The sequence below is a fragment of the Candidatus Arcticimaribacter forsetii genome (genome assembly GCF_910589745.1).
Lineage (GTDB): Bacteria > Bacteroidota > Bacteroidia > Flavobacteriales > Flavobacteriaceae > Arcticimaribacter > Arcticimaribacter forsetii.
Genome location: NZ_OU342399.1, coordinates 1195919 through 1216743, shown reverse-complemented (window position 1 = coordinate 1216743; position 20825 = coordinate 1195919). Strand labels below are relative to the sequence as shown.

Below are 20825 nucleotides of genomic sequence, written 5' to 3'. Positions count from 1 at the left end.
GGTAGGTTTTATTCAAAGATATTTTAAATGATTTTAAAATGGAAAGAAACTTATTAACACTTATTGACGATAACTTTTTAAACGATATCTATTGAAAATAAAGCCGATTATCAAGAGTATGAAAAGAGGAGCTATGACAGAAAAATAAAGCCAATATTGAACCTTTCCTTGTTCAATTTCGGAATCAATCATTGCTATTTTGACTTCTTTAGTTCTTAAATCTAAAAATTTATTTTCACCAATTAGATAGTGTACCGTATTCTTGAAAAATTGTTTGTTACTGTAAAAATTATTGGTCCATTTATCATAGCCTAATTCTAGTGGTTGACCTTTGTCAATTTGATTTTCAATAAGATTTCCATCAGCAAAAATCGCCATTCTTGCAGGTTTATTTTCCTTCACATCTACTTTAAATGGTTTTATTCTATTTGTGTACAACGAGCTAAAACTACCTTCTAGTAATAAGCCCAGTGTTTGACTAGTATCGTTAAAAGTAGCTGGTTTTATTGGTTGTGTGGCTTCAGAAATAGATATAATTGAGGGAATTCTTTCGATTTTACTTAAGGGGGAAGATTTTATTAGTTCAGTAGTTTTTAAGTCTGTTTTTAATACATCAATAGGGCTTCCGAATCTGAAAAAAACAGAACCAACTGCAGAGCCAATTGGATGAGCTTGATTTGGTTTTGAAAGTGGATGATAGGTCCAAGGATATGGGTTGTACTGAGAATTGTTTTGATTTCCATGAGCAAGGACAATTGGAGCACTATAAAGGTCTTTTACTAATTCTTTGCGAAGTCTAAATCCGTATTTAAAAAACAATTCATCTAGGTCTAATTCGTTCCCATAACTAACTGTTTTTCCAGCTATTGAAAACAAACTATCCTTATCTATACGAACAGGGTCTATTAAATACAAGCTGTTTCCTCCTTGCTGAGTGTATTGATCTAATATAAATTTCTCTGAATTTGAAAAACGTTCCTTTGGGTTAGAAACTAAAAATAAGTCAAAACGATTTAAGTTTTCAAGTGTTTTTGATGGATTTTTAGGGAATGCTTTTAAGTCAAATGCGGCTAGATTATAATAAGGTAGAAGGTCTTGAAGAAAATTTGTAATTAAGATATCTTCAGAAGTATTATGTGAGCTTAAAACCGCTATCTTCTTTTTCTTTTTCAATAAAATTTTAAAGATCCCGTCTACAACAGCATATTCTAATTGTTGAATTGACTGAAGAATTCTTTGTTCTTGTGTGTCTCCTAAATTTTTTTGAAGCAAAGGAACTCGAACAGATTTTCCTTCATAACTAATCATCATCCAAGGAAATACGTAGGATTGCTCTACAGCTTGGTTTTCACGCTGAACAACTAATTCAGGGTCTAATCCATAACCACTCATTTCTTCAAATAATTGATCTGTATTTTCTGAACCTTCAAAGGGATCAATAAATTCAAAATAAAACCGATCGTTTACAGACTCAAGACTTTGAAGTAGAACTTCAGTCTCAGTTCTCAAACGTTGGTAATCTTGTGGTAATTTCCCGCTTAAAAACACATCAATTCGAAGAGGCTGTTCAACTGATTTTATAAAATCTTTTGTAGATTCTGACAAAGAATATCGTTGGTCTGCAGTAAGATCGACACGGAAAGAGTAGGATGAAGCAATTAATTGAATTACTAAAATTGTAATACAAACGATTAATATTCTAAAAGAAATATTGTTTTTCATTATTGCTTTATTTTTTTTAGTTGATTAACTGCAATGAATAAGAATAAGAAAAGCTGACCAGCGAAATAAATTAAATCTTTGGAGTCGATAATACCCTTACTCATTTGATTGTAATGAGAACGAATACCGATAGCATCAGTAAATAAATACAAAGAATTATTAGTGAAATAAAGAGCAATTTCACTCCATCCATAGTAATGAAAAAAGGAAATTAAAACAGCAATAAGAAAGGATAGTACCTGATTTTTAAAAAAACAAGAACTGACTATAGTAATTGAAATGAACACTGATATTAAGGCAATTAACCCAATAAAGGATCCCCAAAAAGCTCCCCAATCAAAAACATCCGTTTCAAGTTTTAAATTTAAAATAGCATATAAGTAAATAAAAGAGGTTAATAAGCTGGAGCTAACTAATGACAATATTCCGAGAAATTTACCTAAAATTAATTCCCATAATGAAATTGGTTTTGAAAATAGTAATGAAATTGTCCCAGATTTAATTTCCTCAGAAAATGATTTCATTCCAATTGCGGGAATAAGAAATAAAAAGAGCCAAGGCATTAATTCAAAGTATAAATTTAAATCTGCAAAACCAGAATCTATAATATTAAACCCATTATCAAAAATCCAAAGTAATAAACCGTTTACAATAAAAAATACACCTAAAATAATATAACCCAGTGGTGTTGTAAAAAACGATAACAATTCTCTTTTAACTAATGCCCACATATTAATAGAATTTAATCGTTATGGTATCCCTGAATTCTAAACCAAATAAACTATTTGCACTACCAATAGTATGTGGATTACTTTTATAGATTGAAAGTTCTAAGTGTCCTGCCGCATTAAAAAGTGCAATTTTTTTTCCGTCCTCATCTCTATTTTCTTTTGGTATATTAAAGTTAATTGCTTCTGTATAGGAATTATAAATTACATCAAATTTTTCATGCCTTGCAGAAATAACAAAAGATCTCCCTTTTTGATATTCTTTAAAAATCTTTTTAGTGATATTAGTTATAACATTTCCAAAATTGTCAATATATATAACACTTCCAAGGATTTGATTTTCAGCTGAGTTAATAACAGGTCTAACGTCTGTTACTTCTTTTATTGAATTTATGGGCTTACCAATAACTGCTAAATTTCCTTTTCTAGAAATATGTCCAGCAACTTTAATAAATACATCTAAGACAGGAAAAGAAGAAGTGATGTTATTATGGATATTGATCTCTACAATTTGATCCGGTATTCGATCTTCTTTAATCAAAGAAAGAACTCCATTGTTAGCTCCAATAAAGTAATGACCATCTAAAAGCATTACAATATGTGAGTTCTCAGGAGAAAATTCAGAGTCTACACCAATAATATGTATACTACCTTTAGGGAAAGCTTTGCAGGCATTTTTAAGAATATATGCAGCTTCGGTGTGGTTAAAAGGACTTACTTGATGGGTAATGTCTATTATATTAACATCTGCTATTTCTACATATAATTCAGCTTTAATTGCGGCTACAAAGTAATCCTTTAGTCCAAAATCGGTAGTCAGGCTTACTATTGACATAAAGAAGTTATATATTTTAAAAGTTATTTAAACTAAATCTGTAATTTTGAATTACAAATTTACAAATCCTAATTATAATATAACCTTAAAACTTCTGTGCTTTTGAATGAGATAGAAATTCAGTTACAAGATGTAAATCCAAGAGAGCTTTTTGGTGATCAAAATTCTAATGTAGAACTTTTACGATCGTATTTTCCAAAACTCAAAATTGTTGCTAGAGGGAGTAAACTAAAAGCTTTTGGAGAAGAAGCTGTTTTAGATGAATTTGAAATGCGAATCGACTTATTGATTAGTCATTTTAGAAAGTATAACAAATTAGACCAAGCCACTCTAGAAAATATATTAACCGCAGATCCGTCTAAAGGAATTGAAACCATCGACGATAAAGATTCATTTATTGTACATGGAGTGGGCGGAAGAACAATAAAAGCTCAGACCATAAACCAGCAGCGTTTGGTTCAATTAAGCAAAAAAAATGATATGCTTTTTGCAGTTGGTCCAGCAGGAACAGGTAAAACATATACCTCTGTTGCTTTAGCTGTCAAAGCTCTTAAAGAAAAGCAAGTTAAACGTATCATTCTAACTCGTCCAGCAGTCGAGGCAGGAGAAAATTTAGGTTTTTTACCCGGCGACATGAAAGAAAAACTAGACCCGTATATGCAGCCTCTCTACGATGCGTTAAGAGATATGATTCCAGCCGAACGTTTAAGTTCTTATATTGAAAAAGGAACCATACAGATTGCTCCCCTTGCTTTTATGCGAGGTAGAACTCTTGACCATGCTTTCGTAATTTTAGATGAAGCTCAAAACACGACTCATGCTCAAATGAAAATGTTTTTAACGCGAATGGGTACTCATGCAAAATTTATCATTACGGGTGATCCTGGGCAAATTGATCTTCCTAGAAGAATAATTTCTGGTTTAAAAGAAGCCTTGCTTGTATTAAAAGAAACAGAAGGTATTGGAATGATTTATTTAGATGATAAAGACGTTATTCGTCACAAATTAGTTAGAAAAGTAATAGAAGCTTATAAAAATATAGAGCACACAAATTAATACGTAAAAATGAATACACTTTTAGCATCCTCTTTTTCACTTCCTGGTCAACAATCTAAATATATTGGTAAAGTTCGAGAAGTAATTAGTCTTGATAACGATTTGTTGGTTATGATTGCAACAGATAAACTATCAGCATTTGATGTCGTAATGCCCAAAGGAATACCCTACAAAGGACAAATATTAAATCAGATTGCTACCCACATGATGGATGCAACCAAAGATATAGTTCCAAATTGGTTAGAAGCTACACCAGACCCTTCAGTTGCAATAGGTAAAAAATGCGATCCTTTTAAAGTTGAAATGGTAATACGAGGTTATCTTTCTGGACATGCTGCTCGAGAGTATAAATTAGGAAAACGTTTGATCTGTGGAGTATCTATGCCCGATGGAATGAAAGAAAATGATCGTTTTCCTGAACCGATCATAACTCCAGCAACCAAAGCAGAAGAGGGGCATGATGAAGACATTTCACGAGAAGAGATAATTAAACAAGGAATAGTTTCTGAAGCGGACTATATGGTTTTAGAAGAATATACAAAAGCTTTGTTTGAACGTGGAACTAAACTTGCTGCTGACAAAGGATTGATTTTAGTAGACACTAAATATGAATTTGGAAAAACTTCTGAGGGCACAATTGTTTTGATTGATGAAATCCATACACCCGATTCCTCTCGATATTTTTATCAAGAGGGTTATGAAGAACGACAAGCAAAAGGAGAAAATCAAAAACAACTTTCTAAAGAATTTGTTCGTCAATGGCTTATTACTAATGGATTTCAAGGGCTTGATGGTCAGCAGATTCCTGAAATGAGTGATGAATATATCAAAGAAGTTTCTGATCGTTACATTGAATTATACGAACATATTACGGGAAAAGAATTTATAAAAGCAGATGTATCAACTATCGAGGATAGAATTGAAACTAATATTTTAACCTATTTAGAGAACAGGTAAAGAATACTTTTTTAATCTTTTTTTGTTTAAACTCATTATTGCACAACTACTTAATAGTTCTTAACGTTTTTTGTTAATTTTTTTAATGCGCAATATTCCAACTTTTTGTTTGGAACTATTATATTAGCAGATATCTCTTATGGCAGAAAACGTACAATATACTGAAGATAATATACGATCACTCGACTGGAAAGAACACATCCGAATGCGTCCTGGTATGTATATTGGTAAGTTAGGAGATGGTTCTTCGCCAGATGATGGTATCTACATCCTTCTTAAAGAAGTTCTTGACAATTGTATCGATGAATTTGTAATGGGTGCTGGAAAGACCATTGAGATTGTTATAAGAGAACAAGAAGTTAGTGTTAGAGACTACGGTCGAGGAATTCCTTTAGGAAAAGTTGTCGATGTAGTTTCTAAAATGAATACTGGAGGGAAGTACGACTCCCGTGCTTTTAAAAAATCAGTTGGACTTAATGGAGTTGGTACTAAAGCAGTAAATGCGCTTTCCTCTTCATTTAAAGTAGAATCAAATCGAGATAATCAAACTAAATCTGCTACGTTTGAAGCAGGGAATCTAATAGAAGAGACTACTCCAATAGAAAGTTCTAAACGTAAAGGAACCAAAGTCTCCTTTACGCCAGACAATTCCATATTTAAGAATTTCCGTTACCGCACTGAATACATTGTAAAAATGATTAAGAATTATGTATATCTTAATCCAGGTTTAACAATAGATTTTAATGGTGAAAAATATTACTCTGAAAATGGTCTCAAAGATTTACTAGAAGACCTTGTTAATGAAACTGATTTACTTTATCCGATTATTCATCTTAGAGGAAACGATATTGAAGTCGCTTTAACACACAGTAGAACCCAATATAGCGAAGAATATCACTCTTTTGTAAACGGTCAAAACACAACACAAGGTGGAACCCATTTAGCTGCTTTTAGAGAAGGTTTAGTTAAGACTATTCGTGAATTTTTTGGCAAGAATTATGATGCCTCTGATATAAGAAAATCCGTTATAGCCGCTGTTAGTATTAAGGTTATGGAACCTGTTTTTGAATCTCAAACTAAAACAAAACTGGGCTCTACCGAAATGGGGGAGAAGATGCCTACGGTTCGATCTTATATCAATGATTTTTTAGGTACTCAATTAGATAATTACCTTCATAAAAACCCAGAAACTGCAGAGAAAATTCAGCGGAAAATTATGCAAGCTGAAAAGGAACGCAAGGAACTTTCTGGGATTCGAAAACTTGCCCGTGATCGTGCTAAGAAAGCTAGTCTACATAACAAGAAATTACGCGATTGTCGTGTTCATTTAGGTGATCTTAAGAAAGACAGACGTTTAGATTCAACAATTTTTATAACCGAGGGAGACTCTGCTAGTGGTTCCATTACAAAGTCACGAGATGTAAACACTCAAGCTGTTTTTAGTCTTCGAGGAAAACCATTGAATACCTATGGTATGACAAAGAAAATCGTTTATGAAAATGAAGAATTTAACTTATTACAAGCCGCACTGAATATCGAAGATAGCTTAGCTGATTTGAGATACAACAATATTGTAATTGCAACAGATGCAGACGTTGATGGTATGCATATTCGTCTTCTTTTAATCACGTTCTTTTTACAGTTTTTTCCGGAGCTTATAAAAGAAGGTCATTTATACATTTTACAAACACCATTATATCGTGTTCGTGATAAGAAGCAAACTTTTTATTGTTACTCGGAAGAAGAACGCATCAATGCAATTTCAGCTTTAAAGGGAAAAGAAGAAATAACTCGATTTAAAGGTTTAGGAGAGATTTCTCCTGACGAATTCAAACATTTTATAGGAGAAGACATACGTTTAGATCCAATTATGTTAGATAAATCAACTACAATAGAAGAATTACTGCAATTCTATATGGGTAAAAACACCCAAGACCGTCAAGAATTTATTATTAATAATCTAAAAGTAGAGTTAGATTTAGCAGAACCGGCAAACTAGCTATGGAAGAAAAACATTTCTACGAAGAAAACACAGGTGCTGCAACTTCAGATACTTTAATTAAAGTAACGGGTATGTACAAGGATTGGTTCCTTGATTATGCATCTTATGTTATTCTAGAGCGAGCTGTTCCTGCCATATCAGATGGATTAAAGCCTGTTCAGCGACGTATTCTTCATTCTATGAAAGATTTAGATGATGGTCGTTATAACAAGGTAGCTAATATCGTTGGACATACAATGCAGTATCATCCCCATGGAGATGCAAGTATTGCTGATGCTATGGTGCAAATTGGTCAAAAAGATCTAATGATTGATATGCAAGGAAACTGGGGGAATATCCTTACTGGAGACCGAGCTGCAGCATCCCGTTATATTGAAGCTAGACTCTCTAAATTTGCATTAGAAGTTGTTTTCAGTCCTAAGGTAACTAACTGGCAACTTTCTTACGATGGTCGAAAGAAAGAACCCGTATACTTACCTGTTAAATTTCCACTTCTTTTAGCTCAAGGTGCAGAGGGTATTGCTGTAGGTTTATCTACAAAGATTTTACCACATAACTTTAATGAATTAATTCAAGCAAGCATTGCATATTTAAAGGGAAAGAAATTCATCTTATTACCTGATTTTCAAACCGGCGGAATAATCGATGTACAGAATTATAACGATGGAATGCGAGGAGGCAAAGTTCGTGTTCGTGCCAAAATTAGTGCACAAGACAAAAGCACCCTCGTAATTACAGAAATTCCTTTTAGCACGACTACTTCTTCTTTGATAGAATCAATTCTTAAAGCAAATGAGAAAGGTAAAATTAGAATAAAAAAAATTGAAGACAATACAGCAGCTAATGTTGAAATTTTAATTCATTTACCAGCTGGAATTTCTCCAGATAAAACAATTGATGCACTATATGCATTTACTGCTTGCGAAACCTCAATCTCTCCTTTAGGATGTGTAATTGTTGATCATAAACCACATTTTATTGGAGTTTCTGATATGCTTCGTATTTCGACTGATTCTACTGTTCATACACTCAAAAAAGAACTTGAAGTTAAGTTGAATGAGCTTGAAAATCAATGGCATTTTGCATCTCTTGAACGTATTTTTATTGAAAATAAAGTTTACAGATTAATCGAAGATCAAGAAACTTGGGAAGGTGTCTTAACCGCTATAGATGAAGGATTAAAACCATTTGTCAAAGTATTAAAGCGTCCTGTTGTAGAGGATGATTTAGTACGTTTAACCGAAATTAAAATTAAGAGAATTTCTAAATTTGATATAGATAAAGCACAACAAAGAATAGATGCTTTAGAAGGTGAAATTAAAGAAGTTAGAAACAATCTCGATAATTTAATTGAGTATGCGATTGACTATTTTACTCATCTAAAAAAGGAATACGGCAAAGATAAAGATCGTTTGTCTGAAATAAGAGTTTTTGATGATGTTGACGCTACAAAGGTGGTTGTAAGAAATTTAAAACTTTATGTCAATAAAGAAGAAGGGTTTATTGGAACTTCGCTCAAGAAAGATGAATATGTATGTGATTGTGCCGATATAGATGACATCATTGTATTTACTAAGAGTGGAATTATGCAGGTAGTAAAGGTAGATAGTAAAGTCTTTATTGAAAAAGATATTATCTATGCAGCTGTATTTAAGAAAAAAGATCAAAGAACAATTTACAACCTAGTTTATAAAGACGGTAAAGGCGGTACTTCCTATATAAAAAGGTTTGCAGTCACAGGGGTTACTCGTGACAAGCCATATAATTTAACACAGGGTAAATCAGGATCAGAAATTTTATATTTTTCTGCAAATCCTAATGGAGAAGCTGAAACCATCACTGTTTTATTACGGAATACAGGCACCGTTAAAAAGTTAAAATGGGAATTAGATTTTGCTGATCTTCAGATCAAAGGGAGAGGAGTTAAAGGGAACATAGTTTCTAAATACAATATCCTTAGAGTTGAGCTCAAAGAAAAAGGAGTTTCTACACTTAAACCAAGAAAGATATGGTTTGATCCAACGGTACAAAAGCTGAATGTAGATGAACGAGGAAATTTATTGGGCGCTTTTAGAGGAGATGATAAACTTTTACTAGTAGATGAGAAAGGTGTAGCAAAGACAGTAGTCCCCGACTTAAGCTTACATTTTGATATAATTCCTTTAATAATGGAACGTTGGGTTCAAGAGAGACCGATTACCGCTGTTTATTTTGACTCTGAAAAAGATCGATACTTCATCAAGCGATTTTTAATAGAAAACAAAAATAAAGAAGATAATTTCATTGGAGATAATGCAAAGCTGATTTTTGTTTCTTCTGAGTGGAGACCTGTGATTGAATTGGTATTTGTTAAACCAAGAGGTGGAGATCCGCTTCCAAATAAGTCTATTAATGTTGAAGACTTTATAAGTATTAAAGGTTTTAAAGCAATTGGAAATCAATTAACTACAACAAAAATCAAAGAGGTTATTTTATCAGATTCATTGCCATATGAAGAACCTAAAGAAGAACCTCTAGAAAATTTAGATGTTATAGATGCAAATCAAATTAATGATTCTGATTCAAACGACACTCAAACTAAATTAGAACTTTAATTCAATTTCTTTTTTTTCATTTTCATATTTAGGAATTCAATTCCTAATGAAAAACTAATAGCAAAGTATAAATAACCTTTGGGTATGGTTCCCACTTCATTATCAAATATTATGGTTTGAGAAATATGAGCACCTTCTGTTATAAGCATAAATCCAATTAATATTAGAAACGATAGTCCTAGAATTTGAAGTGAAGGATGTTTCTGTATAAAATCTGAAACAGATTTCATGAAAACCATCATGATTCCAACTGATACAAGTATCGATATAATCATAATAGGTAACGCGTTTGGAATTCCATTTGTCATTCCAACAGCTGTTAAAATTGAATCAAAAGAAAACACAATATTTAAAATTGTAATTTGAGTTATAGCTTTAGATAAGGAAATTTTGACAGTTGATTTTTTGTCATCTGAGGAGTCATTCTCAATTTTTTCAAAAATTTCATGCGTGCTTTTATATAGTAAAAATAAACCTCCTAGAACAAGTATTATTGCTTGTCCATTGATTTCGGTTTTTAACCAAGAGTTATTAATGGAAATAAATGAACTTTGCATTTGGACAACAACACTAATCCCAAATAATAAAACAATCCTAAGTAACATTGCGAGAAATAATCCAATATTAGAAGCCAGTTTTTGTTGGTTTAATGCTAGTTTTTGTGTTATAATTGAAATGAAAAGTAAATTATCAATTCCCAATACGATTTCAAGAAAAGTGAGGGTTATCAAAGCACTGATAGCCTCTGAACTAAAGATAAAATCCATTTAATTATTTAATTTGGTTACGGTTCCTCGTTTTTTATTTTTGTTGTCTCCTACTAAAGAATACTCAAATTCATATTGATTATTTTTAGTAGTAAGAATTTTAATCGAAAGTGGTCTTTTGTCTTGGTTAGAAGTAGGATGTAGTTTTGTTAAAATACATTCGCAAGGATTAATCCATCGAATCCTAGCAGAATCTATTTTTCCTTCAAAAGTCTCAACTTCATATAACTCATCTCTCTTGAAAGTTGACCGAAGCATTTTATCACCAACAATAGTATTAAATTCAAAAGTACCTGTATGAAACTGGTCGCAAGACCTTTCGTTAGTATAACATGAGCTTAGAAAAATAAATACGGCTAGCGTTAAGAATATTCTCATGTTTTTTTTACAAAAATACTAATATTTTTTGTCAATTATCTTAAAGCTACCATCTGTATAGATGAAAATAATTTTATTTATTTCTTGTGCATCGTCTAAATTTTGTGAGAGAGGCTCAATTTGCTTTTTAATAGATCCATCATCAATTATAGAATCAGATTGTACTTGTGGTTCTATTTTTTCTGAAAATAGAGTAGGAGCTTCTTTTTTTGAGTTTTCTATACCTAAAAGAAGCCAATCATATTCTACTTCTTTAAATGTGTGTTGAATTTTTGAAAGAAATTCAAGGCTTGGTTTATTTCTTCCAGACAAAATATGAGAAATACCAGAGCGTTGTACTCCGATTTTCTCTGCAAAACTTGCTGCATTTAACTCATTATTTTCAATAATTTTTTTGATCCGTAAAACAATCCCTTCGTAGTTTAACATTGTAACTATCTGTTTAATTCAATGCAATATAAAGAATTTTATTAAACGAAATTATACAAATGAAGCCCAATATTATTAAACTATTACTTCATTAAATAACCATAAATCACTGATTAGCAATTTAAATATTATTAATTTCAATAAAACACGCTTACTCGTGGTTAAAATGTTGACGTTTGTAAAACAATAGAGATACAATTGTAACCTTTTACTGTTTAACATTGTAAACCTATTTGTGTTTACATTTGTACACATGAAAAAAATAGATTTAAACGAGAATCGTTTATTGACTCCGGCTACATTAAAAAAATACCTTGAAGAGAATGATTTATTTTACCTGGTTAAGACTATTGGTACTTCAGTTCAAGGAAGATCTATTTATTCCGCTCACATAGGAACTGGTCCAAAAAAGGTACTGATGTGGTCTCAGATGCACGGAAATGAATCTACAACAACTAAGTCTCTTATTGATTTTTGGGCTTATTTAAACACTCCAGAGGCTTCATATTTATTAAGTTCATGTACTTTTTATATGATTCCACAGTTAAACCCTGACGGTTCTCATGAATATACTAGACAAAACGCTAATAATATCGACCTAAACCGAGATGCTGTTGAGCTCAGTCAACCAGAAAGTCAATTACTTCGAACTGTTTTTGATGAATTTTCACCAGATTATTGCTTTAACCTTCATGGTCAACGCACTATTTTTAGCGCAGGAGATACTCATATACCTGCCACTGTTTCTTTTTTAGCTCCTTCTGCAGACGCCGAAAGATCTATTACCTCAGCTAGAAAAGATGCGATGCGCTTAATAGTAGCCGCTAATAATACCATTCAAGAATTTATCCCTGAAGCAGTAGGACGTTATGATGACGGTTTTAATATTAATTGTGTTGGAGATTACTTTACTTCCAAAAACACACCTACGATTCTTTTTGAGGCTGGTCATTATAAAAACGATTACGGGAGAACAGTTGCGCGTCAAATGATTTTTAAATCAATTATATCCATGTGTGAAGTTATTGCTTCAGATACGCTGAAATCTTTTCCAATTGATTCGTATTTTGATATCCCGGAGAACTATAAAAATCTTAGAGATGTCGAACTTTGTAATGTAAACACTTCTTTAAGTAGCAATTCGAATTTATTACAGACTTTTATATTTCAATTTAAAGAGGAGAAATTTGAAGATCATGTTAAATTTATTCCTCAAATAGATTCTTTCTCGAAGGAATTAAAAGGACTTCAAAAAATTGATTTTCAAGAACATAAGGTGTTTAAGGATTTAATTTTTGAGAGTGAAGAAGATTTAATTTCAAATTTAACAAAAACCATTTCTTTGTTAAATTTTCATCAAATCCCTTAATTCTATATAGAATTGATAGTGTTTTCATTAATTTTGCTATAATTATTAAAAATAATGATATGCCAAAATTTAAGCTAGACGAAGTCGATCACCAAATTTTAGATATTTTAATTGACAATACTCGAGTTCCATTTACCGATATTTCAAAAAAACTTCTTATTTCTGCTGGAACAGTTCATGTTCGAGTCAAAAAAATGGAAGATGCAGGAATCATAAAGGGTTCATCACTGAATGTTGATTATGAAAAACTTGGATATTCTTTCATTGCCTATGTTGGAATTTTTCTTGAGAAAAATAATATGACACAGAAAGCTCTGGAGGATTTAAAAAATATACCTTTCGTAACAGTTGCTCACATTACTACTGGAAAATTTAATATTTTCTGCAAGGTTAGAGCTCGAGACACGAAGCATGCAAAAGATATTATTTTCATGATTGATGACATCCCTGGGATACTAAGAACAGAGACAATGATATCTCTGGAGGAAAGTATCAATGATAAAAAACGATTGATGCATACCATTTTTAACGAATTATAGAATAACTCCAATACACCATGGCAAGAAAGACAAAAGCAGAGAGGTTTAACGATTACGTTGTATCAAAATTTGAAATTTACAACAGCCTTTTTTTAAAATTACCATTCGATTCAATTCCTCAAACCTCGTTACTATTACCTTTGTTTTCTGATTTTTGTGCAAAAGGATATCAAGCAGATCTTTCGCCAAAAGAAATTGTAAACCAGTTTTTCAAAAATTTTGCTCAAGGAATGGAAGGTCAAAATAAACACGATCTTTTATTTAGTTTTCTAAAGTACATCGAAAGACAAATTGTGTTATTTGATGCTATTGAAGATGCTGGTTTTTCTTATGTAAATAACATGCACGGTAGAGGGACGCTTCGTTATATTAAAGAAGTTGCTAAAACCAATAATAATTTCACTGAGCTTAAAGAGTATTTGAATAGATTTAAAGTAAGAATAGTGCTCACAGCACATCCAACTCAATTTTATCCAGGACCTGTTTTAGGAATTATTACTGATCTTTCAGAGGCATTAAAAAATGATGATTTAGAGAAAATCAATATTTTACTAACTCAACTTGGAAAGACTCGTTTCTTTAATAAAACTAAACCTTCTCCTTTAGATGAAGCTGTTAGTTTGATGTGGTTTCTAGAGAATGTCTTTTATAAATCAGCCTCCGTTATTTATAATTATTTAGAACAGCATATTTTTGAAGGGAAGACTATTGATAACTCAATTTTTGATTTTGGTTTCTGGCCAGGTGGTGATAGAGATGGAAATCCATTTGTTACTCCCGAAATAACTTTAGAAACAGCTAAAAAACTACGTTTTAACATTCTGAGAAACTACTACAGAGATCTAAGGATGTTGAAAAGAAAAATAACATTTGACCAAGTTGATCAGATGATTACAGATTTAGAATCTAAACTATACAATACGCTTTTTCATCCCTCTAAAATTACACAAATTGATGCTGATTATGTCATAGATGAGTTAAATCAAATTGAGTCGATTTTAAGAACACGTCATCAGAGCATATATGTTAACGAAATCGTAGATCTAAGAAATAAAGTTAAATTATTTGGATTTCATTTTGCATCACTTGATATCCGACAGGATTCAAGAGTTCATAATAAAGTTTTTGAAACGATCGTTTCACACCCAAAAATTCAAGATTATATCACTGGGTTACCCGAAAATTACTTGGATTTAAGTTTAAAAGAGCGTTTATTGATATTACCTAAATTAACGGGTAATGTACCTGCTGATATTTTTGAAGACGACATAGTAAAACATACCCTTGGGTCTATATATGCCATGAAGTCAATTCAAGAAAGTAATGGAGAGAGAGGATGTCACAGATACATTATTAGTAACTGTCAGAGTATAGAAAATATGCTTCAACTATTTGCTCTTCACAGAATATGTGGTTGGGAAAAGCCTACAGTTGATTTAATTCCATTATTTGAAACTGTAGATGATTTACAAGTTTCCCAAGAAATAATGCATAACCTATATACGAATCCAGTTTATAGTGAACACCTTAAAACTCGAAACATGAAGCAAACCATTATGCTTGGTTTTTCGGATGGTACAAAAGATGGGGGATATTTCATGGCAAACTGGAGTATTTATAAAGCCAAAGAGGAGCTTTCTGACGTTTCTAATGACTTTGGTGTAGCTGTTGCATTTTTTGACGGTAGAGGAGGACCACCTGCACGTGGTGGTGGAAATACTCATCAATTCTATGCTTCCATGGGAGATCGTATAAAAGCAGATGATATTCAGTTAACTGTTCAGGGACAAACAATTAGTTCTAATTTCGGAACTTTAGATTCAAGTCAGTTTAATTTTGAACAACTATTAAGTTCTGGAATTTCGAATCAGGTCTTTAAAAATGACAACAACCATTTAGCTGATAAGGATAGAGAAACCATGCAAAAACTTGCAGACATTAGTTATCAATCTTATAGTGATTTTAAATCTCATTCAAAATTCGTCCCATATCTAGAAAATATGAGTACGTTACAGTACTATTCCAAAACAAATATTGGAAGTAGACCTTCAAAAAGAGGAAATTCTAAAGAACTTAATTTTTCTGACTTAAGAGCTATACCCTTTGTAGGTAGTTGGAGTCAATCTAAGCAAAATGTTCCTGGTTTCTATGGGGTAGGTACAGCAATCAAGACATTTGACGATCTAGGCGAATTCGATAAAGTTTCTTCGTTATATGAAAATTCAGCGTTCTTTAGAACTTTAATTGCAAATAGTATGATGAGTTTAACGAAGTCTTTCTTTAAACTTACCGCTCATATTGGAAAAGATAAAGAATATGGTGAATTTTGGAATATCATACATGATGAATATCTCTTGACTAAAGAAATGTTATTGAGATTAACTGGATATACAGAATTAATGGAAGATCAGCCCGCAGGGAAGCATTCCATTGAAATGCGTGAAGCTATAGTTCAGCCCTTATTGACAATTCAACAATATGCATTGAGTTCTATTCATGAACTTAAAGAATCTAAAGACCTTAATGAAGATCAATTAGAAATTTATGAAAAATTAGTAACTCGATCTTTATTTGGAAACATTAATGCAAGTAGAAATTCCTGTTAATTTCTACTTGCTGTAATATTCGAAGGAAGACAATAGTAGTTCATTAGAAACTTCTATGTCTATAATTGCTTTGCCAATTGATTCCAAAAGAACAAATTTTATTTTTCCGTGACTGTTTTTCTTATCGTATTGAAGAAGTTCGATAATCTCATTAATCTCTTTAGGTGAGAATTTAACTACTGGATAAATTGAATTGAAGACTGTTTTTATTTCATCGCATTCCTCGCTACTTAATTGAGTAAGTTCTTTAGCCAAAAAAGCTTCTAAAATCATCCCAATGGCAATAGCTTCTCCGTGAAGTAGGGTTTTCTTGTTTTCGTTTGTTAAACAATAAGACTCTATCGCATGCCCCAATGTGTGTCCAAAGTTCAATATCTTTCTTAATCCATGTTCGTAAGGGTCTTCAAGAACAACATTGTTTTTAATATTTACAGAATGATGAATAAAGCTCGCGATCTCTTCAGTAGATATGTTTTTAAAGTTAGAAAGTGTTTTCCAATATGCTTCATCTTCTATTAATCCGTGTTTTAGCATTTCAGCATAACCACTTCTGTATTCTTCAGCAGGTAATGTTTTCAAGTAGTGCTGATCTACTAAAACCATCTTAGGGTTTATAATTACACCAACCTGATTTTTGAGTACTCCTAAGTCAACACCTGTTTTTCCTCCAACAGAAGCATCTACCATGGATAGTAGAGTAGTAGGGATGTTAATAAAGTCAATACCTCTTTTAAAAGTAGAAGCAACAAACCCACCAAGATCGGTAACAACTCCACCTCCTAAGTTAATCAGCAGGCTTTTACGATCTGCTCCAAGTTCAGATAGCGCTTCCCATACACCTAAGCAGGTTTCAATATGTTTATTTTCTTCTCCGGCTACAATAGAGATAATTTCAATATTTAATTCATTTGAGAAATTACTTAGAAAAATAGGAAGACAATTATGCTCCGTATTTTCATCAACAAGAATAAAAATAGAAGAATAATCCTTTACAACTATAAAATCATTTAATATAGTATACTGTTTTTCAGAGAATTCAACGTTGTAGCCCTTTGCAGTAATGGATTTCATTGATTTATGTTTTTATAGTTGATTATGTTGTTTGTGTTAATTAATTGTCTATGTTTGTAGAGCTCTAAATTAATAAAACACTATTATTATTTATGAAAGAGCAGTTCAATTTTTTTCAGCTGCTTTTTTTGTTTTATTCATTTAAAATTTCAACTGAAAGTACTTTTACCTTTTTGTTACAATTTTCCACTTCTAAATTATATTCTTTAATACCAATTTTAGTTTCAACTAAATACAATCTGCAGCTGTCTCTTTTTGTATCGCTCAATCCAAAATCAATATCACCTCGTCTAATTATTTCTGCTACAGTTAAAGAATCTAGTTGTAAACTTTGAGAAACCCCCGATTTGTAGATCCATTCTTTCTTAGACAAATTATTCAATACTCTCGCATCTGGACTGTAGTTAAATTCTGTTTTTTTTCCATCTAAAAAATAAAATAGAAAAACTAAACCAATTGAAAATCCACCTAAATAATACCCTAATCTTTTAAGAAAACTCATTATTAATTATTTTATAAATAATATTATTGGACTAAATAAAGTCTATTATTCTAGTATTTTGGTTAACATGATCTAGTTTAACACGATGATATTTAGAAGGTAAAAGACTAGAAATTCTATCAGGCCATTCTATTAAACACAAACTACCAGAATCAATATATTCTTCAGCTCCAAAATCAAAAGCTTCCTCTTCTGTTTCTAATCGGTAACAATCAAAGTGATAAATACTTTTGCCGTTTTTTGTTTTATATTCATTAATTAAAGAAAAAGTAGGGCTGCTAACAGTATCTAAAATCTCTAATTCTTTACACAATGCATGAATTAATGTAGTTTTCCCAACTCCCATTGACCCTTCAAAAACTAAAACAGTATGTTTTAGTTTGGACTTAATTTCTTTAGCTAAGGCACCAAGGTTTTCTAATGTAAAACTCTGTCTCATTTAATTACTTGCTTTTGGGTTGCAAAACTACAAAAGGAATTATTATTTCTTCTAAAGAAATACCACCATGTTGGTAGGAGTTGTTATAAAGAGTAGCAAAATGGTTATAATTTTGAGGATATACAAAGTAATTATAATCCAAACCAAAAATATATTTATGATTAAACCCCGCTTGAGGAAGACCAATTCGAGAAGGTTCATCTACTTTATACACTTTGTTTGATGGGAAAGTTAAGCTTCTTCCGGTCTTGTATCTAAGATTAGAACTTGTTTCTTTATCAGCAACAACCTCTACGGGTTGAGTAACATTTATAGTTCCATGATCTGTTGTTAAGATGAGTTGAAAGTTAAGTCTTTTAGCTTCTAAAAGTATTTCTAGGAGAGGAGAATTCTTGAACCAGCTTGAAGTTAGTGATCTATATGCCTTATTGTCTGGAGCTAATTCCTTGATGATTTCCATTTCAGACTTAGCGTGTGAAATCATATCTACAAAGTTATATACTACAGTCGTTAATTTTTCTTTTTTATGATTTGTTAAGTATTTGGCTAATTGTTTTCCACTCTTTAGATTGGTTATCTTGTGATAACTCATCTTTCCGTCAATACCAAGTCTTTTCATCTGATTCTCAAGAAGTTCTTTTTCATTACTGTTTTTACCTCCTTCTTCATTATCATATTTCCATAATTCTGGATGTTTTTTGGAAATATCTAAAGGTGTGAGTCCTGAAAAAAGGGAGTTTCGAGCATACTGTGTTGCTGTAGGAAGAATACTGAAATAGCTTTCCTCAATTTCTTTATTATAAAAATCTAGTATTATGGGTTCGATTGTTTTCCATTGATCCATTCTTAAATTATCAATAACCAAAAAAAGAGTGGGTTGGTTATTTTTAAGTAATGGTTTTACTTTATTTTTAAATAAGGTATGTGATAATTCAGGCGCATTAGATTGATTCTGAATCCATTCTTCATAGGATCTAGAAATAAACCTAGAAAAAAGGTTATTTGCTTCTTTCAATTGACTTTCAAATATATCCATCATTCCAGGATCTGAAAGTGATTCAAGTTGGAGTTCCCAATGAATCATTTTTAAATAAAAATTCTGCCAGGCAGGAGCATCATCGAGATCAATTAGTTCCAAGCTGATTTTACGAAATTCTTTTTGGTAATTTCGAGTTGTTTTTTCAGCAATTAAATCTCCTTGTTGAAGATTTTTTTTGAGCGAAAGTAGAATTTGATTTGGATTGACTGGTTTTATTAGATAATCTGAAATTTTAGATCCAATTGCATCTTCCATGATGTGCTCCTCTTCATTTTTAGTAACCATTATTACAGGTAGGTTAGGGAGTTTGTTTTTAAGCAAAGAAAGAGTTTCTAAACCGTCTAATCCAGGCATATTTTCATCGAGTAGAACCGCTTGAAAATTAGTGGAATCCAGTAGTTCAATAGCTTCCAATCCATTATTACAGGGGACAACCTCATAGCCTTTGTTAGAAAGGAAGAGTATGTGAGGCTTTAGAAGGTCTACTTCATCATCTACCCACAATATTTGTATTGGCTTTGGATTCATTATATTTGTTAAAAATCAGCACTTTGAAAAACAATCAGAAACTGACCTTGTTAAACGATCCAATTTACGGATTTATTCATATTCATGAGCCTATAATATTTAAATTATTAGAGCATCCTTTTTTTCAAAGATTAAGAAGGATTTCTCAAATGGGACTGTCTTCTTTGGTATATCCTGGGGCAAGACACAGTCGTTTTGAGCATGCATTAGGTTGTGTCCATCTAATGCAGAAAACAATTTCTATATTAAGAACAAAAGGAATTGCTATTACTGATGAAGAGTCAATTGGTATGCAGATTGCAATACTACTTCATGACATTGGTCATGGTCCATTTTCTCATGCAATGGAAAATAGTATAGTGGAGGGAGTACATCATGAATCTCTCTCATTGAAATTCATGAATGCTTTAAATAATGAGTTTGAAGGACAGCTGACTCTTGCAATTTCAATTTTTCAAAATCAATACAAACGAAAGTTTATGTATCAGTTAGTATCGGGTCAAATAGACTTAGATCGTATGGACTATCTAAAGCGTGATAGTTTTTATACAGCTGCTACGGAGGGCAATATAAATTCAGAAAGAATTATAACGATGTTCAATGTTGTTGATGATCAGTTGGTTATTGAGGAAAAGGGAATGCACTCTGTTGAAAAATTCTTAATAGCAAGGAGACTGATGTATTGGCAAGTATATTTACATAAAACAAGTTTGGTTGCAGAACTTCTTTTAGAAAGACTTTTAAAACACGCTAGAATTCTTACTTCAAAAGGTGAAGTTTTAAAAACCTCAAACTCTTTGTCCTACTTTTTAAATAGAGATTCAAACGATATAAATTCATTAGATCTACTTAAAAGATTTGCTTTATTAGATGATTATGATATTGTTTCCTCATTAAAAGAATGGCAAAATCATTCAGACTTTGTTTTAAGTGATCTTTCAAGTAGAATTTTAAACCGGAATCTACTTAAAATTAGGATTCAGAATAATCCTTTTACCCAAAAACAGATAAACGAAAAGATTGAATTACTGTCATCAGCTGGAATCAAAGAGTCGGATATGGGTAATTATGTGTTTACAGGAGAAATCTCAAACCAAGCCTATGTACCTGATATTAAGACGATAATGATCTTAACCAAATCAGGAGAAGTCAATTCATTACAACGTCATTCTGAATTATTTGTAGGCAACTCATTTTCAAACATGGAATCTAAATTTTATCTCTGCTTTGCAAAGCCAATATTCTAAGCTAATTTTTATACTTT

The 20825-nt window shown here is 31.8% G+C and carries 18 protein-coding genes; 8 read left to right on the top strand and 10 right to left on the bottom strand.

Annotation, left to right across the window (positions count from 1 at the left end; all coding sequences use genetic code 11):
- Window positions 1-60: 60 nt before the first annotated feature.
- The 3 genes from gldG to NG655_RS05625 are packed head-to-tail and all read right to left on the bottom strand — an operon-like array spanning window position 61 to window position 3285.
- On the bottom strand, window positions 61-1722 hold the full coding sequence (gene gldG, locus NG655_RS05635; protein ID WP_252158361.1) for a gliding motility-associated ABC transporter substrate-binding protein GldG: 1662 nt from the start codon (window positions 1720-1722) through the stop codon (window positions 61-63).
- The gene (locus tag NG655_RS05630) at window positions 1722-2453 is read right to left on the bottom strand and encodes an ABC transporter permease subunit (RefSeq protein WP_252158360.1); all 732 of its coding nucleotides are present in this window, start codon (window positions 2451-2453) and stop codon (window positions 1722-1724) included. Before NG655_RS05630 ends, gldG begins: the two co-directional genes overlap by 1 nt.
- Before the next feature lies 1 nt (window position 2454).
- Window positions 2455-3285 (bottom strand): SAM hydrolase/SAM-dependent halogenase family protein, encoded by an 831-nt coding sequence (locus NG655_RS05625; RefSeq protein ID WP_252158359.1) that lies wholly within the window; start codon window positions 3283-3285, stop codon window positions 2455-2457.
- Window positions 3286-3387: 102 nt separating this feature from the next.
- Between NG655_RS05625 and NG655_RS05620 the strand changes: the two genes are divergently transcribed.
- From NG655_RS05620 to NG655_RS05605, 4 genes are all read left to right on the top strand, one after another.
- Complete coding sequence (locus NG655_RS05620) at window positions 3388-4341, top strand: PhoH family protein (RefSeq protein WP_252158358.1); 954 nt, start codon at window positions 3388-3390, stop codon at window positions 4339-4341.
- A 9-nt stretch (window positions 4342-4350) separates the two neighbouring features.
- Complete coding sequence (locus tag NG655_RS05615) at window positions 4351-5298, top strand: phosphoribosylaminoimidazolesuccinocarboxamide synthase (protein ID WP_252158357.1); 948 nt, start codon at window positions 4351-4353, stop codon at window positions 5296-5298.
- A 139-nt stretch (window positions 5299-5437) separates the two neighbouring features.
- Window positions 5438-7297 carry a DNA topoisomerase IV subunit B gene (locus NG655_RS05610; protein WP_252158356.1) on the top strand — a complete coding sequence of 620 codons (1860 nt, stop codon included), beginning with the start codon at window positions 5438-5440 and terminating at the stop codon, window positions 7295-7297.
- A gap of 2 nt (window positions 7298-7299) precedes the next feature.
- The gene (locus tag NG655_RS05605; RefSeq protein WP_252158355.1) at window positions 7300-9894 is read left to right on the top strand and encodes a DNA gyrase/topoisomerase IV subunit A; all 2595 of its coding nucleotides are present in this window, start codon (window positions 7300-7302) and stop codon (window positions 9892-9894) included.
- Here NG655_RS05605 and NG655_RS05600 read toward each other — a convergent pair.
- Genes NG655_RS05600 through NG655_RS05590 form a run of 3 tightly spaced genes read right to left on the bottom strand, consistent with a single transcriptional unit; the run spans window position 9891 to window position 11468 of the window.
- The gene (locus NG655_RS05600; RefSeq protein WP_252158354.1) at window positions 9891-10661 is read right to left on the bottom strand and encodes a TerC family protein; all 771 of its coding nucleotides are present in this window, start codon (window positions 10659-10661) and stop codon (window positions 9891-9893) included. The genes NG655_RS05605 and NG655_RS05600 overlap by 4 nt on opposite strands.
- Window positions 10662-11039 (bottom strand): DNA topoisomerase IV, encoded by a 378-nt coding sequence (locus tag NG655_RS05595; protein ID WP_252158353.1) that lies wholly within the window; start codon window positions 11037-11039, stop codon window positions 10662-10664. It abuts the gene before it with no gap.
- Window positions 11040-11057: 18 nt separating this feature from the next.
- On the bottom strand, window positions 11058-11468 hold the full coding sequence (locus NG655_RS05590; RefSeq protein WP_252158352.1) for a helix-turn-helix domain-containing protein: 411 nt from the start codon (window positions 11466-11468) through the stop codon (window positions 11058-11060).
- A 253-nt stretch (window positions 11469-11721) separates the two neighbouring features.
- Between NG655_RS05590 and NG655_RS05585 the strand changes: the two genes are divergently transcribed.
- From NG655_RS05585 to NG655_RS05575, 3 genes are read left to right on the top strand one after another with little or no spacing between them, the layout of a single operon-like run.
- On the top strand, window positions 11722-12837 hold the full coding sequence (locus NG655_RS05585; RefSeq protein ID WP_252158351.1) for a M14 family metallopeptidase: 1116 nt from the start codon (window positions 11722-11724) through the stop codon (window positions 12835-12837).
- A gap of 59 nt (window positions 12838-12896) precedes the next feature.
- Window positions 12897-13376 (top strand): Lrp/AsnC family transcriptional regulator, encoded by a 480-nt coding sequence (locus NG655_RS05580; RefSeq protein WP_252158350.1) that lies wholly within the window; start codon window positions 12897-12899, stop codon window positions 13374-13376.
- Between the two features lie 17 nt (window positions 13377-13393).
- Window positions 13394-15982 (top strand): phosphoenolpyruvate carboxylase, encoded by a 2589-nt coding sequence (locus NG655_RS05575; RefSeq protein WP_252158349.1) that lies wholly within the window; start codon window positions 13394-13396, stop codon window positions 15980-15982.
- 3 nt (window positions 15983-15985) lie between these two features.
- On the opposite strand, the gene aroB is transcribed toward NG655_RS05575, so the two are convergent.
- The 4 genes from aroB to porX form a co-directional block, all read right to left on the bottom strand.
- Window positions 15986-17053 (bottom strand): 3-dehydroquinate synthase, encoded by a 1068-nt coding sequence (gene aroB / locus NG655_RS05570; RefSeq protein WP_252158348.1) that lies wholly within the window; start codon window positions 17051-17053, stop codon window positions 15986-15988.
- A gap of 133 nt (window positions 17054-17186) precedes the next feature.
- Window positions 17187-17555 (bottom strand): hypothetical protein, encoded by a 369-nt coding sequence (locus NG655_RS05565; protein ID WP_252158347.1) that lies wholly within the window; start codon window positions 17553-17555, stop codon window positions 17187-17189.
- A gap of 31 nt (window positions 17556-17586) precedes the next feature.
- Window positions 17587-17994 carry a tRNA (adenosine(37)-N6)-threonylcarbamoyltransferase complex ATPase subunit type 1 TsaE gene (tsaE, locus tag NG655_RS05560; protein ID WP_252158346.1) on the bottom strand — a complete coding sequence of 136 codons (408 nt, stop codon included), beginning with the start codon at window positions 17992-17994 and terminating at the stop codon, window positions 17587-17589.
- Between the two features lie 4 nt (window positions 17995-17998).
- Window positions 17999-19561, bottom strand: a complete 1563-nt coding sequence (porX, locus tag NG655_RS05555) for a T9SS response regulator signal transducer PorX (protein WP_252158345.1) — start codon at window positions 19559-19561, stop codon at window positions 17999-18001.
- A gap of 23 nt (window positions 19562-19584) precedes the next feature.
- On the opposite strand from porX, the gene NG655_RS05550 reads away from it, so the two are divergent.
- Complete coding sequence (locus NG655_RS05550) at window positions 19585-20808, top strand: HD domain-containing protein (protein WP_252158344.1); 1224 nt, start codon at window positions 19585-19587, stop codon at window positions 20806-20808.
- Window positions 20809-20825: the final 17 nt, after the last annotated feature.